The sequence below is a fragment of the Sphingobacterium sp. MAE genome, assembly GCF_056711605.1.
In genome coordinates, this window is the sequence record NZ_CM160044.1 from 3,585,137 (window position 1) to 3,600,876 (window position 15,740).

The 15,740-nt window shown below is 33.4% G+C and carries 16 protein-coding genes; 14 read left to right on the forward strand and 2 right to left on the reverse strand.

Going from position 1 to position 15,740, the window contains the following annotated elements; all coding sequences use genetic code 11:
• Positions 1 to 7: 7 nt before the first annotated feature.
• The 5 genes from AC06G9_RS15320 (at position 8) to AC06G9_RS15340 (ending at position 4,015) form a co-directional block, all read left to right on the forward strand.
• Complete coding sequence (locus AC06G9_RS15320) at positions 8 to 391, forward strand: hypothetical protein (protein ID WP_260948805.1); 384 nt, start codon at positions 8 to 10, stop codon at positions 389 to 391.
• Entirely contained in the window at positions 388 to 1,917 is a 1,530-nt protein-coding gene (locus AC06G9_RS15325) for a sulfatase family protein (protein WP_480956625.1), read from the forward strand. Before AC06G9_RS15320 ends, AC06G9_RS15325 begins: the two co-directional genes overlap by 4 nt.
• Positions 1,918 to 2,125: 208 nt before the next feature.
• The gene (locus AC06G9_RS15330; RefSeq protein ID WP_480956626.1) at positions 2,126 to 2,374 is read left to right on the forward strand and encodes a hypothetical protein; all 249 of its coding nucleotides are present in this window, start codon (positions 2,126 to 2,128) and stop codon (positions 2,372 to 2,374) included.
• Positions 2,375 to 2,502: 128 nt separating this feature from the next.
• Positions 2,503 to 3,006, forward strand: a complete 504-nt coding sequence (locus tag AC06G9_RS15335) for a protease (protein ID WP_480956627.1) — start codon at positions 2,503 to 2,505, stop codon at positions 3,004 to 3,006.
• Between the two features lie 361 nt (positions 3,007 to 3,367).
• Positions 3,368 to 4,015 carry an alpha/beta hydrolase gene (locus AC06G9_RS15340; RefSeq protein WP_480956628.1) on the forward strand — a complete coding sequence of 216 codons (648 nt, stop codon included), beginning with the start codon at positions 3,368 to 3,370 and terminating at the stop codon, positions 4,013 to 4,015.
• 470 nt (positions 4,016 to 4,485) lie between these two features.
• On the opposite strand, the gene AC06G9_RS15345 is transcribed toward AC06G9_RS15340, so the two are convergent.
• On the reverse strand, positions 4,486 to 4,926 hold the full coding sequence (locus AC06G9_RS15345) for a hypothetical protein (RefSeq protein ID WP_346567477.1): 441 nt from the start codon (positions 4,924 to 4,926) through the stop codon (positions 4,486 to 4,488).
• Positions 4,927 to 5,115: 189 nt separating this feature from the next.
• Here AC06G9_RS15345 and AC06G9_RS15350 point away from each other — a divergent pair, with 189 nt between their 5' ends.
• Positions 5,116 to 6,171 carry a 3-oxoacyl-ACP synthase III family protein gene (locus tag AC06G9_RS15350; protein ID WP_480956629.1) on the forward strand — a complete coding sequence of 352 codons (1,056 nt, stop codon included), beginning with the start codon at positions 5,116 to 5,118 and terminating at the stop codon, positions 6,169 to 6,171.
• An 85-nt stretch (positions 6,172 to 6,256) separates the two neighbouring features.
• Here AC06G9_RS15350 and AC06G9_RS15355 read toward each other — a convergent pair whose 3' ends face one another.
• On the reverse strand, positions 6,257 to 6,934 hold the full coding sequence (locus AC06G9_RS15355; protein ID WP_480956630.1) for a hypothetical protein: 678 nt from the start codon (positions 6,932 to 6,934) through the stop codon (positions 6,257 to 6,259).
• 131 nt (positions 6,935 to 7,065) lie between these two features.
• Between AC06G9_RS15355 and AC06G9_RS15360 the strand changes: the two genes are divergently transcribed.
• From AC06G9_RS15360 to AC06G9_RS15395, 8 genes are all read left to right on the forward strand, one after another.
• A complete protein-coding gene (locus AC06G9_RS15360) occupies positions 7,066 to 8,283 on the forward strand; it encodes a hypothetical protein (protein WP_480956631.1) in 1,218 nt (405 codons plus the stop codon).
• Between the two features lie 204 nt (positions 8,284 to 8,487).
• On the forward strand, positions 8,488 to 9,351 hold the full coding sequence (locus AC06G9_RS15365; RefSeq protein WP_052627684.1) for a transthyretin-like family protein: 864 nt from the start codon (positions 8,488 to 8,490) through the stop codon (positions 9,349 to 9,351).
• 262 nt (positions 9,352 to 9,613) lie between these two features.
• Positions 9,614 to 10,057, forward strand: a complete 444-nt coding sequence (locus tag AC06G9_RS15370; RefSeq protein ID WP_293927263.1) for a GNAT family N-acetyltransferase — start codon at positions 9,614 to 9,616, stop codon at positions 10,055 to 10,057.
• 272 nt (positions 10,058 to 10,329) lie between these two features.
• Positions 10,330 to 11,043, forward strand: a complete 714-nt coding sequence (locus AC06G9_RS15375; protein ID WP_260948789.1) for a DUF3667 domain-containing protein — start codon at positions 10,330 to 10,332, stop codon at positions 11,041 to 11,043.
• Between the two features lie 3 nt (positions 11,044 to 11,046).
• Positions 11,047 to 11,262, forward strand: coding sequence for a hypothetical protein (locus AC06G9_RS15380; RefSeq protein ID WP_045754847.1), 216 nt, complete (start codon positions 11,047 to 11,049; stop codon positions 11,260 to 11,262).
• Between the two features lie 76 nt (positions 11,263 to 11,338).
• Positions 11,339 to 11,929, forward strand: a complete 591-nt coding sequence (locus AC06G9_RS15385) for a Crp/Fnr family transcriptional regulator (protein WP_228115825.1) — start codon at positions 11,339 to 11,341, stop codon at positions 11,927 to 11,929.
• Positions 11,930 to 12,036: 107 nt separating this feature from the next.
• Complete coding sequence (locus AC06G9_RS15390) at positions 12,037 to 12,732, forward strand: type 1 glutamine amidotransferase domain-containing protein (protein ID WP_480956632.1); 696 nt, start codon at positions 12,037 to 12,039, stop codon at positions 12,730 to 12,732.
• Positions 12,733 to 13,571: 839 nt separating this feature from the next.
• Positions 13,572 to 15,017, forward strand: coding sequence for a glycosyltransferase family 2 protein (locus AC06G9_RS15395; RefSeq protein ID WP_346572271.1), 1,446 nt, complete (start codon positions 13,572 to 13,574; stop codon positions 15,015 to 15,017).
• Positions 15,018 to 15,740 lie beyond the last annotated feature (723 nt).

Here is a 15,740-nt window from a genome sequence, read left to right on the forward strand (position 1 = left end):
CACTATCATGAAGACATTAATTTATAAAAAAGGAAACTCCGGTTTCCTTATACTCCTAATCTTATTATCGTTAATTGCTTGCAAAAAAGAAAACCTTCCTGCTAAACCTGTCTCTGGTCCATTTCAGGTGACCAGTACCGTGACAAACGAAATAGAGAAAATAGCAGGTACTTATACCATAAGTATTGAGGGGACCACCAATGGCTGGTGGGTTACTTTACCGGCAAATGTACAGTGGTACAGTGTGGAACGCAAATTCGGATCTGGTAATGTAACACAAAAGCTGACGATCAAAGCAAATGATTCGGGTCAAGATCGATCAGGCTGGGTCAAAATAAACTCCACTTCAAAAGAAGAATTAACCATCAACTTTAAACAAAAAGGCTCATGAAATTAAGTTTTATTGTAATTCTAGCGCTTGCTTTGACTACAGGAAGACATGCTTACGGACAAAAAAGACCTAATGTCTTGATCATCATTTCCGATGACCATGCCTATCAAACCATAGGAGCATATGGTTCAAAATACGGAAAAACACCCCAGATAGATCGTATCGCCAATGAAGGGGCTATTTTTAAAAATGCTTTTGTCAACAATTCAATATGTGGCCCCAGTAGGGCCACTTTATTGACAGGAAAGTACAGTCACAAAAATGGTTTTAAGGATAACGAGACTTCCGAATTCGATTTCAGTCAAGATTTATTTGTCAAACAGCTCCAGCAGGTCGGTTACAATACCGCCTGGGTCGGTAAAATCCATTTGGGGGATAAATTACAAGGATTCAATTATTTTGACATCTTGGTTGATCAAGGCACCTATTTCAATCCAGATTTTATCAGTAAACAAGGACGTAAACAAAGTGAAGGATATGTGTCAGATATCGTGACCGACAAAGCTTTAAATTGGCTCGATACCATAAATCAAGAACAACCTTTTTGCTTGGTTATCGGTCATAAAGCGACCCATCGTACATGGATGCCCGATCCTGCAGATTTTGGCACTTATGACAGCGTTGATTTTAAATTACCGGAAACCTTTTACGACGACTACGAAAGCCGTAAACCAGCCAAGCTTCAGGAGATGTCTATTGATAAGGATATGCGCATGGGCTACGATCTAAAGATGTTCGAATCTGTTGAAGCGATGATGCAGGATGGTAATTTTAAACGCATGACACCAGCACAGCAAGAAAAATACATCAATTATTACAGACCGATCTATGAAGAACTTAAGCAATCCAAGTTGACGGGAAAAGCTTTAGCAGAGTGGAAATTTAAGCGCTATATGACCGATTACCTCAATACTGCACAATCCATGGACAGGAACATCGGAAAAGTACTGGACTATATAGACAGTAAGCAACTCAAGGAAAATACAGTCGTCATCTATCTGTCCGATCAAGGTTTTTATATGGGCGAACATGGTTGGTTTGATAAACGTTGGATGTATGAAGAATCCTTCCGTACACCGATGGTCATGCGCTATCCAGCATTGATAAAACCCTATACTGAAATTAATGCCAAAGTGGTCAATGCCGATATTGCACCGACTCTACTTGAACTTGCATCGGTCAAAAAGCCGAAGGATATCCAAGGTGAATCTTTTGTACATGTGCTCAAAAAACCTAACAAAGAACATAGGAAAGATCTTTTCTATCATTATTTTGAAAATGGGGAGCACGCAGTAAGTCCACATTTTGGAGTGCGTGATGACCGATACAAATTGATCAGATATTACAAACGTCTAGAAACATGGGAATTATTTGATTTACAGAAAGATCCTCAAGAACTTCATAATGTATATCTTGATCCTGTCTATGGCGCTGTGGTCAAGATGATGAAAAAAAAGTTAGTAAAACAAATGCGTCTTTTTGATGATAAAGAAGCAGAAGAAATCTATAAGAAAAATATAGATTAGTATATTTAAAGTAATGCAAAACGCCCAGATATTTGGGCGTTTTGTATATATAAAGAGACATCAGGCACCAGTATGTTTATCAAATTCTAAGCTGATTTATTTAATACCAGTAAATATGTAGCATCAATATTGTTTTAATCGTTTAGTACGTATGAAAAAGATCGTGATATTTACCATCCTTGTAGGCTTTCTCTCTAGCTGCTGCAGTATGAAAAATACTGGAGATAAGAGCAATCTTGTTATTACAGGGGAAATAACTCCGTTAGGAATAACTACCTTTCAATATGGAACACACATGATAAATGCAGAGAATAAAAGCTATGCGTTGAAAAGTATTAAAATAAAGTTGGATGATTATATAAATAAATCTGTTATAATTAAAGGTAAAAAGCTCGCAGGCTATCCTTTAGAGGCCGGACCCGAATTGATTGAAGTATCAGATATTTCGCTCAAGTAATGATATTGAGCACAATACAATTTCAGATATGAAAAATGTTCATTAGCACTCCCCTTTCTCAGTAACATGTCATCGATCTAAATACATCCTAAACACAATAATAATTAATTATTAAAATTCAAAAATGTATGATTCGTCACTATTCCTTAATATTATGTATTGCAGCTGTAACGTTAACAGGTTGTCAAAATCAAAAAACGGTAAGCTCGTCCAATGAAGTAAAACAAAATGACTCCGCACTACCCACACTTCAAACACATTTAAGAACAATAGGTAATAATTTCTCAACAGATTCTGTACAATTGTCTTTCACTGTGATCAATCATGCGGATACGGTGCAGCATTTTTGCAAATGGGAAACACCTTTTGAACCATTTTTAGGAAAATACATGGAAGTTCTCGATGAGGAGGGCAACGAAGCACTTTTTACTGGTCCTATGGCTAGAAGAATAATGCCCCCTCCTATAGACAGCTTTATTCATGTGCAACCACATGATAGCGTGAGCACCATATATAACCTGGCCAAGAATTACACCATTAAGCCGGGAAAATACACCGTAAAATACACGGGCGGTGGTGTTAGTGGACTTGATAAAGGAAATGAAATCAAAATTGCAATAACTGGAAAATAATTAGTTTAAGCTTACATGATCTAACAAATCATGTAAGCTTATATCCAAAATTCACATTTTTAATAACTAAATTTCTACAGCGATCAAAAAGAAGTGACTAATCCTTTGATTAGAAGTATTTTTTTCTGACAATAATTAATTTCCCCAATTAATTGTTGTCCCAAATCATAATGTAACATGTTTGCTTCAAATTTTATATTGAACATCTTCCCATTAAACCAAAAAAATAATTTTCATAAGATCGATTTTGTTATATTTTCACTAATTTAAAAGTATTAATAATAAAATATAGATTCCGGTCAATATCTCTATAAATTTTAAGGAATTGAATTATTCATCAAGTATAATCATCAATTAGTACATGAGCAACAGTCATATTTATATACTAAGCGGATTGGGCGTAGATCGAAGAGTATTTTCAAAAATAAACTTTGAAGGTATAAATATAGAATACTTAGATTGGATGTCTCCGCTTCCGAGTGAGTCAATGGTATCATATGCTCAAAGGTTATCATTAAAAATAACAGTCAAAAATCCCATCCTAATCGGGCTATCTTTTGGAGGCATGATGGCAATGGAAATAGCAAAGATAATTAAAGTAAAAAAAATAATACTGCTAGCCTCCGCAAAGTGCACTAAGGAAATACCCGTACTTTACAGAATCATAGGAGCGCTAAAACTCAATAATATTATTCCTAATAATTTCCTCAAAAAACATACTATGGTGATGAATTATTTCTTTGGCATAACTTACGAAGAAGACAAATTGATGCTCAAACAGATTTTACGTGATACTGACCCACAATTCTTAGCATGGGCAGTCGATAAAATATTAAACTGGAAAAATAAAATCATTTCAGCTGATCTCATTCATATCCATGGGAGTAAAGATCGTATAATCCCCATTAATAATATCAATACATCTTATGTAATCGACCATGCTGGTCATTTTATGACCATTACCCATGCTAAAGAGGTCGAGCTTTTATTAAGAAAACTTTTAATTTAAACGTGTAGACATTAATCAAATACTGGATTTTCATATAGTTTCCACAGTCCCAACTGATTTGATCGAGCATAATCTTGTCCTTTATTAACTTTTTTTATTACCACTATAATCTACACCTTCACATCTAAGGAATGTATGTGTTGGTACGGTGATAAATTTGAAAAAGTAGACTGCGCTGCTAAAAACCAACCCAATATGGTTATAGCACGTGATAAACATAGATTATAAAACTTTTAGAGAATAAAGATACTTTGAGTATGGAAGATATAGGAAAGATATGGTACTCAAAGATTGGAAATGAGGTTGAATTTTTCACGAGTTCAGGAAATCATCCTGTATAAATAATATCAACCAAAATCGGAGAATTACCAAATCATCGTAACGAGTAAATTTGAAGAATCAATCTTAATGTCTTATTCAAATACAAATCACTCTAAATTCATATACATGATGTATAAAAGCGAAAACAATTACTGCTTCAGCTTCGCTTCAATCTGCAAATTTCTTTTTTCCACTTCCTCTAACATATACATTGTTTGAATAACAAATGGATGGCCTTCAATCGGAGTAATTGGTTTTTGTCCCAATTCAGTAAAACAATAGAAGTCCAATAATCTTAACATACTTCGAATCGTAGCTACGGTACCCTTCCAATAGTAAAATTGTTCCTTTTTATTATTGAAATGCTTTAATACCAAATCCTCATTGATGATAAGCTTTGGACCTTGACCTGCATTTTTCTGTACATAACTGACCAATAATTCATTATCTACTTTTAGATCGCTCATGAGAAATAACCCGATCGACTTTTGTTTATGCTTGTTAATAAACACACACATCGAAAGCTGAAGTTCATCTACAAGATTTTTCGTATAAAACGAACCTAATATCAAATTACAATTATTACCCATTATAAAATCAAATTATAGTGTGTGAACCAATTTAAAAACTACATAAGTATAGCTTTAATTTAATATACAAATATAATATTCACAAATAAAGGAAAATTATATTAGATTGATAAAATTTACAATTGCCGTGAGATGCAGATTTGCAGATATCAGTAATAATGACTACATTAATAAGTAATATAAAAAAAAATGAATAGCAAAATTATAGGCGCTGGAAATTATATTCCTTTACATACCGTTACAAATAAATTTTTTGACGATTCTACTTTCTTTGACGAAAACGGAGTACCATTAAAACAGTCAAATGCAATTATAACCCAAAAATTAAAGGAAATAACTGGAATTGAAGAAAGGCGTTATGCAGAAACTGACCAAGTGGCATCTGACCTTGGTTTTCTTGCTGCACAGAAAGCAATCGAAGATGCTCAGATCGATCCCGAAACCCTAGATTATATCATCTTTGCTCATAATTATGGAGATGTTGTGCATGGATCTATACAGTCCGACATGGTTCCAAGTTTAGCCTCTCGTGTTAAACACCTTTTAAAGGTTAAAAATAACTTTTGTGTTGCGTACGATTTATTATTCGGTTGTCCGGGGTGGATTGAAGGCGTCATCCAGGCCAATGCATTTATTCAAGCAGGTATTGCTAAAAGATGTCTGGTTATCGGAGCAGAAACATTATCTAGAGTAATAGATCCTCACGATAGAGACAGCATGATTTATGCAGATGGTGCTGGTGCAGTAATCCTAGATGCTAATCAAGATGATTCTGGACTTCTATCTCATCTATCGGCTTCTTTCACCCTTAATGAAAGCGATTATTTATATTTCGGCAAGTCTTACTTCCATCAGGATTCAAATACCAAGTATTTAAAAATGAAAGGACGTAAAATATATGAATTTGCGCTAACAAATGTATCTCAGGCTATGAAAACGTGTTTTGACAATAGCGGTTACTCCATAAAAGAACTTTCTAAGATCATCATTCATCAAGCTAATGAGAAAATGGACGAAGCGATCGTAAGCAGGTTCTATCAACTATACGATCTCCCGAAGCCGCCAAATGTTATGCCTATGATCATTCAGAAATTGGGCAATAATAGTGTTGCAACCATACCTACATTATTAGCAATGATTCTACACGGAGAAATACCCGAGCATTCGATCAATAAAGGAGATATTACGCTATTCGCCTCTGTTGGAGCAGGCATGAATATCAACGCGTTTGTCTACAAATTTTAAAACTGTCAAAATAAATCCCATGTATAAGTTACTACTAACTTATACATGGGATTTATTTACTAAAATATATTTAACTCATCTTTTATTATTCTACTAAGACACTATTGCCTTCACGAGTAATAACCAGATCCGAAAAATAACCATCCGATTTGTGTCCAGTCCAAAAACCTATTTTGCCAGCTGTATTCGGATGAAGAGATTCAACAATAAGAGCAGGATTAGGAGCTCCATTTATAAAGGTTTTAATGTTGTTATTATGAATAATAATTTTGACATGAAACCAGTCATTAGGATCGACGGGGATTGACAAAGGAGCTTCATACTTATCCGGAAAATTCTCCCTTAAATAAGGCCAATCATTTTCAGGGACTGCAATGTACTGTACAGCATGTTTTCTTCTTATTGGATCTTTGGCATGAAAATTAAACGGACGAAAATAAACTGCTTCATATATGCTATCACGCATGCCATGAAAGGCAATTCCTACAAAACTCTCCTGTAAAACATCCTTTCCTTTTACATCAAATTCAATTATCCCATTTTGAAATTCAATTCCTTTTATCCAAGCAATACCAGGATAAGGTTGAGCCTTTACATTCACGATCGGCCTATTATGCTGATCTTTTAAAACAACTATTGTTCTATTGATCACTTCTAATGCCTGATGCGAGAGAACTGGTTTAAGAATAATTTCTTGTGCACGGGTGCTTAACGTAAGACTGATAAAAGTTATGATACATAGAAAAATTTTAAATCTATTCATCTTTAACATGTGTTAGGGTTTGAAATTTATATTTAATTAATTTATTGTTCGGCAACTAAGATATTTATATGCTGGATAAGTTGTATATTCAAAGCCATTCAAGTCATTTCAAGATTGATCACAAGAAATATATGTTTAAAAATCAACAGCTTATAGATAAATGCAAAGAACTGATCGAAAACAAACTTGGTTGGGGAAATAGCTCTTTGTGGCAATCTCAAGATTTTGAGAATCTGAGCAATCTGATATTCGAGCAGACCAATGTCATGCTAAGTGCCAGTACTTTAAAACGTATTTGGGGTAAAATTCAATATAATAGTACTCCAAATTTGAGTACACTGGATGCTCTAGCAAAGTTTGCTGATTTTCCTAACTGGCGATCTTTTACAAATTCGTTAAATATAAGCCATACTCCAATAAATCGTAAAAAATATGATTTCAAGCATCCTTTCTTTCTTGCTTTTTTAATCTTAGCATGTACACTGTTGATCAGCTTTGCATTCTTCATTAAAGATGCTAAAAAACTAATCTATAGTCAGATCACTTTTTCCAGTAGACCTGTCACCTTTGGCGTGCCAAATACAGTGATATTCAAATACAATGTGAGCAAAAGTAATGCGGACAGTGTTTTTATCCAACAAAGCTGGGATCCTAAAAGAAGATTTAAAGTAGATAAAAATAAACATGAATATACGAGTACCTATTACATGCCTGGCTATTACCGAGCTAAATTGATTCTCAATGATTCGATCGTTCGTGAACATGATATTCTGATAGAATCTAAAGATTGGATGGGAATGCTTCATAGGGAACCAATACCCATTTACTTACCAGAAAAGACGGTTAATCATGGCGATTGGGTTGGGATTAAAGAAAGTGATTTAAAGAATGAGCAATTGGATAATCAAAAAGAAGTACCAACGCTTATTCTTACACATGTAGGTAAAAAATTCAATGTTTCCAGTGAAAATTTTGCATTAAAGCTTGAACTACAAAATACTGCTAACCATTACAATAATCCTTGCAAACAAGCAAGTATTATGTTATTAGGAACTGAAGGTGTGATTACCATTCCTTTATCAACACCAGGATGTGTTGGGGAACTTAAATTAAGGATTGGTGAAAAGTTAGTTGATGGGATGACAAATGACTTATCAACATTCTCGACTGATTTTAAAAAACCAGTACAAATCAGCTGTATTTCAAAATCAAAATCTATAAAAATTGATTTGAATGGAACGAAGATTTATGAAGATCGTTTTGCAAAAAGTATTGGTAAAATTGTAGGTGCACGTGTTTCCTTTCAAGGAACAGGTTATATAAAATCTTTTGATCTCAAAAATATATAGAATTAGTATATCCCCAGACAAATGGATCGATTATAAATCGATAAGATAATATCTACAAAATAGATATTAAAATCTATTCGAACCTGATAAATAAGAAATTATGTTGAGAATACATTACCCAATTCAAAATCGATTACTTTGGAAAACAAATAAGTCAATTATTCGTTGAAAGAAAATAGGCTTAGATACAAATAAATTAAAATCATGAAAAAAAGCATCATCATTATCTTGTGTTTAAGTACAATCTTATGCTTCTTTAATTCTTGTATTTCAAGATTAAGCCGCCCCGCTATCACAGGCTATATTTATGATTATGACAACAAGCCTATCCCTGGCTGTAAAGTTGGAGAAACACATACTGATGAAAACGGAAAATTTTATTTAAAAGAAATCAGGTCAAGTAGATTTTTATTATCAGAGATCATGGTTATGGAGGCTCCGCCTTTATTTTTTGAATTGGATATAGAAAAGCCAGGTTATCAAAGTTATAGCAAAGATTTTTTTAGCAGATATGGTGGCGGTAGAACAAAGGGTGCCATAGACAATCTAGATACCCTATATATTAAACGTATAAGTGAAGTAATCCAACCTGAAGATTATATTTACGACAACTGGCAATTTGTTGCAAATAAAAATCTCGATACCTTATTTGGGATCAATAAAAATTATCGTCTTCAAAACCCAATCACCAATAATCCTAATTTTGACAACAAATTCAATGGCGGATTACTCCATCGATTTGAGAATCCGGTCAAACCCGACACGGCATGGAGTCCCGAATCTTATGATATAGAAACTTCTTATTTAATTAAATTAAGCAAAGATGGAACCTATAAAGGAAAAAAAACAATTACATATCAAAATGCATGGCGTCACCGTAAGGAATACGATCGCATGTACCGGGAGTCTTATACCATTCCCAATAATCAGCAAACGACTAAGGGAAGATTTAAATTTTCAAAGAATATGATCCATTTCGACAGTGCATTTTATCCATCAAACAATTTATATAAAATTGATTCCATAGATCGAGATATCATGATCTTAACGAGAATTGAAAGTAAATAAACACGATCCATACCTTTATTCATGATGCCATTATTAAATGATGATAATAGATAATCAAACCCAATATTTAAAAATTACCATATCCATTGATTATTACTCCTATCGTACTACTAACGTTATTGTAAACAACCATTTTTAATACACTCTTCATTAAAAGGCTATTGGAATCAATTGGAAGATAATACAATCTCTTAAAAAACCATGACCTGTTAGGTATTCTACTACTTTTGCTGTATCTTAATTGCTTAAATTTTTTATTTTCATGCTATTCATAAACTATACAGCATTTTACAGGGAAAAATGTATCGAAATATTTAAAAGTAATTTACCGATCTTTTTTGACCAGCAAGAGTTGCCATTATTTGAAAACTTTTTAGATCACCATACTCATGAAAATTACTACCTGATTAAAGAAGGTGAGCAGATATTAGCCTGTGGAGGAATTTTTATTGACGAAATAAAAGGCGAAGCCAGTCTAGCATGGGGAATGGTGCATGCCCAGCATCATAAAAAAGGAATAGGTAAATTGCTTACTCAATATAGGCTAGAGATCATGAAAAACTGCTACCCGAATAAAACATATGTATTGGAAACCTCACAACATACTGCAGCATTTTACGAAAAAAATGGATTTCATACCATAGCTATTGTACAGGATGGTTTTGGAAAGGGAATAGATCAATGTTTCATGAAGATGGAAAAATAGACTACTTGGTGCTTAATGATTAATCAATTAAATCTATGCTCACAATAGTTAATGATTTCAAATAACCAATCTCCGACCTAACACACAAAATGGAACCAATAAGTAGCATAATCATATCTACAATAATCTGCTTAAACAATTTACTTATCGTTGGTATCTTAAAAACCTAACTGCAATTGCATATTTGATGAAACTTTTACATATTTGTATATAAATAGCAGTTTTAACCGAACTAACCTTAACTACATATTGTGTAAAATATTAAAAAATAAATGAATTGTAAAAACTGCAACACCGAAGTCTTTCAAAACTATTGTCCAAATTGTGGACAACCCGCAATCCTTAAAAGAATTGATAGACACTACATTACGCACGAAATCGAGCATGTTTTACATTTCGAAAGAGGGATTTTATATACGATAAGAGAATTACTAACCAAACCCGGTGATAATGTCAGGCATTATATTTCAGAAAATCGTGCTCGACTTGTAAAACCAATCATATTTATTATTGTAACTTCTCTTATTTATTCGTTGATTAATGGTTTTTTCCATATAGAAGACGGCTATATAAATTATCAAGAAATCGAGCAAACAACGACAGGAAAAATTTTTACTTGGGTGCAAGCTCACTATGGTTATTCCAATATTATACTTGGAATATTCATTGCTTTCTGGGTTAAAATATTTTTTAAAAACTATAACTACAATTTATTTGAGATTCTAATCTTACTTTGTTTTGTCATGGGGATAGAAATGCTCATTTTTGCATGTTGCGCACTCTTGCAAGCTTTAATAAAAATTGACATCATGCAATATGGAGGCATTATTGGAATTGCATATTTCAGTTGGGCTATTGGACAATTTTTTGATAAGAAACTCAGTAATTATCTAAAAGGATTTGCTGCATATATGTTAGGGGTCGTGAGTGCTGCAATTTTAGCTGTTGCAATAGGAACATTAATTGACATACTTATAAAACATTAACATATGGAAAATAAAAAAGCATCATCCTTTATTTTTGGTATTATAGCGATCATAATTGGGGTAAGATTATATAAAGAATTCGACTTTGAAAATCTAAAATTTGAGAAACCAGCACTAGCTATTGTTTACAGCGTTGTCTTTATATTTTCCATTTACATACTCGGGAAAAATCTAAAGAACAAACTTAAAAACAAAAATAAAGATCAAAATATCGTTTAGAAGCTGATGATCATTCTAAATAATAAGAAAGAGCAAAGTTCAATAATCGAGATATTATTGAACTTTGCTATAAAAAATGTATCTTCTACTCATGAAGGATCGCGAAATTCTTAGACGACATATCGATCAAACTATTCAACTCAACGATGAACAGTTTGATTACTTCTTTTCTTTTTTTAAACCCGTATCATTTAAGAAGAAACAATCCATCATCCAAATTGGTGATGATGTACCATGCGAGTATTTTGTTTTAAATGGCTGTCTTAAAACATTTTTTGTTAATGATGAACAAAAGATGCACATCCTACAATTTGCAACAAAAACCTGGTGGGCATCTGATTATAATGCGTTACATAACAATAAAAAAGCAACAGTTAATCTGGATTGTGTAAGTGATGCAGATACCCTTTGCCTGTTTAGTGAAGACCGAGAAAAAGTGTGCAAAGAAATACACGAAGTGGAAACTTTTCTAAGGTGGCGTTCCAATAAGGGTTATATAGGTTTACAAAAAAGAATCCTCTCCTTACTTAACAACGATGCCCGAAGTCGGTATGAAGAATTGATGCAACAATATCCAGAACTCTACAACCTGGTTCCAAAGCATTTAATTGCGGCGTATCTTGGTGTATCCCGCGAAACCCTCAGCCGCCTGTATCATGCCAGATAGGGTGATATATGTCACCAAAACAAACATTCTTTAAAATGTGATGTATATCACATAAGGGTTCGATAATTTATACCCTATTTTGTGATATCATTTAAAAAATTTTAAAGATGGAAAAAGAAAATTTGAAAGTATTAGTCGTACTTACCTCTCATGATCAACTTGGAGATACAGGAAATAAAACAGGTTTTTGGATCGAAGAATTTGCTGCACCCTACTATATTATGGCTGATGCAGGAGTCGATGTGACAATCGCTTCTCCAAAAGGGGGACAACCTCCGATAGATCCTAAAAGCGCACTTCCAGAATTCCAGACTGAAGCGACAAAACGATTTGATGGGGACAAGGAATTACAAGCTAAATTGGCCAATAGCATGATATTGAGTGAAGTAGAAGAACAGGATTACGATGCTATTTTTTATCCCGGAGGACATGGCCCACTTTGGGATTTGGCGAATGATAAAACCTCTATAACACTTATAGAAGATTTTTGGAAAAACAATAAGCCTGTTGCCGCGGTATGTCATGCTCCTGGTGTATTCCGGTTTGTTAAAGACAGCGATGGTATCCCATTAGTAAAAGGTAAAAAAGTTACTGGATTTTCGAATTCTGAAGAAGAGGCTGTTCAATTGACAGATGTTGTTCCCTTCTTAGTAGAAGATGAACTTATAAAACTTGGTGGTGATTATAGTAAAGGAGAAGATTGGGGTAGTTATGTTTTAAAAGATGGCAATTTGATCACAGGTCAAAATCCAGGTTCTTCAGAAGAAACGGCTAAGGAATTACTCGCCCTATTATCGAAATAGATATTAATGCAATACAGTTTTAAACTATTAATCAACGGATTGATCCCTTAGGGCCAATCCGTTTTCTATTTCTCGTATATAAGACTAGTTTTTTTATTTTACAAAAGTCACCTTAGAACCTCGACCCGTTTCATATGTAGCTGAAATAGCAACATTTGACATAAGTTTTAATTATGCTTTCTAAAAAACAGAAAGAGCAGCAAATTCTTTACTACCAGACCCAGTAACAGATGGGTACCTAGAAATCATCTATCTATCTTTTTTATATTGGCAGGGATCTACAACTACTCTATCATTCTTTTACATTGGCATTAGTTCATTTTTCATCATCAAACCACCCTATTTGCATCTGTAAAGTGGAAATATCTATTTGAACATCAAATTATATTAAGGAGAGCCATCTAATTGACAAATTTAGGTAGGATGATCTTGTTTACTAGAACAGCAATTCTAAAAGAAAACCATCCAAATATTCGTCACAATGGAATAAGATCTATGGATAATTATCCCAAATTACAGTACAAATTCGAAATCATAACCATAAAGAATATAATGAAAAAATGATCGAAATGTTAAAAAACCTTAAAAAACGCACATACCATATATCATGTTAAAAAAGATTTAAATAAAAATATTCACATAAATATCACTGTAAATCAACTATTTACAAAACCACTTATTATATCAAGTTTGTTACAATTATAAATTTAGTTCAATTCGTGCTAATTATTGAGGCATGTCTTTTGTAAATACCAAATCGTAATATTTTTATTACAAAGGTAAGTTTGTCATTTGTATCTAAGATCAAATGCATTAACACACACTAAATAATATAGGATATGAATTACATGGAAGAAGTTCTCACTCCTACAAAGGAGGTTAAGGTGCTAGTAAAGCCAGCTGTATTAAATTCAAACGAGCAGCAATTAAAACAACAAAAAAACAGTTTGTTACGCAAATCAATTCAATATGGTCTCAAAGAGTATAGTATATGGGGCATAACATTTTTGATTTTATTAACGTCAGTATTTGGTCTATATATGCTTCAGACAGAATTCGAAGCATTACGTTTTGAACGTCTAGATAGCATTGGCGGAACTATAATTATTGGATTCGGTATTTTCCTTTTACTATCCAGTATCAGTTTCTTGGTCTATTTGATAATTTTACATACAAAATATAAGCCTATTGCCTCTGTATCTGATGAAGAATTGCCTTCTTGTACAGTTATAGTACCAGCTTACAATGAAGGACATCTTGTCTATGATACTTTACGTAGTCTTGCTAATAGCGATTATCCTGGTCACAAGCTCCAATTAATAGCAATCGATGATGGTAGTAAAGATGATACATTCTCGTGGATACAACGCGCTAAAGCAGAGTTGGGTGATCGCGTCGAAATTTATCAACAACCTAAGAATATGGGAAAACGACATGCGCTTTACCGTGGTTTCAAATTAGGTAAAGGTGATATATTCATTACTGTTGATAGTGATTCTGTGGTAAAAAAAGATACACTTAGAAATATGGCCTCTCCTTTTGTGAAAAATAAAGATTGTGGTGCTGTTGCTGGAAATGTTCGTGTACTCAATAATAAAAAAGCTATAATACCACGCATGCTTAGTGTGAGTTTTATATTCAGTTTTGAATTTGTCCGCTCCGCACAAAGTGTATTAGGTTCGGTCATGTGTACACCGGGGGCTTTATCAGCATATCGAAAAGATGCCGTCATGAATTGTTTAGAAGATTGGATGAATCAAACATTCATGAATCAACCTTCGGATATTGGAGAAGACAGGGCTATGACCAACATGATTTTGAAACAAGGTTTCCATGTTTTGTTTCAATCCAATGCATATGTCTATACCGATACTCCTGTACGTTACAAAAACTTATATAAGATGTTTATTCGTTGGGAAAGAAGTAATGTGCGTGAAAATATTATGATGAGCCGTTTTGCTTTTACCAATTTCCGTGAAGGCAAAAAATTAGGAACGCGTATTTTATTACTTATGCAATGGAAAAAAGTATTGCTTTCCTATCCCCTGCTTTTGTTAATGATGTGGACAATATTTCATTATCCTTTAATGTTCTTGAGTTCAACTTTTGTAGGAATACTAATTTTTTCAAGTATTCAAGCATTCTTCTTTGCCTCAAAAAGTGACAATAAAAAAGAAGCATTTTGGGCTTATACTTACAGTATATTCTATACATTCTCTCTATTCTGGATTACTCCATATGCAATTGCTACAGCAGGACGCAGCGGATGGTTGACAAGAGGGTAACTCCAGTAAATAATAATATTCCATGTATCATATTTAATTAATATGATTACGATTTGGGCAAGGTTATGCGTTTTCGCATAATACTTGCCCTTTCGGTATTTAATACAATCGCTAAGCCATTTTAGTAAGTAATTTATCATACACAATCTTGATACATGAAGAACATGATAAACCATCTATGACAATCAGATACGACAATTTTAGAAGGGTAGAATATCTATTTTTAATCCACCATGCTACTCTGGTCCCACCACTATAACATGATCAAAAGTATTAATCTAACCGTTCTAATTTAATGAACACTATATTGAAATGAAAATTTCGGGGAAGAAAGATCGAAACTGATAAAAGCACAGAAAATTGTTTAAAAATGGAAATTTATGAAGAATTGGCAAATGAAATTTCAATCCATCATGAGATGACTAGTGTCGCCTATCAAAATCCAAAATTTTCACTCAGACTCTACCCCTTTATTTGTAAATGGCAATGAGGCACTTTCTCAACACATCCAAGTAAATTCAGCATACCGTAGATTGCAAAACTAAGACATGCCAAGGCAGATATATCCATAGGAAAGGAGCATCTACAAATTATAACCAATTGATAATATCAGCACGTATTAATCATGCTTAGGCATGTTGTGCATAATTGGATCCATTATACTCCTTGTACTGAACCAATGTGACTCAAAACATAGCATAAAGGCTAGGTATATATTGTTGA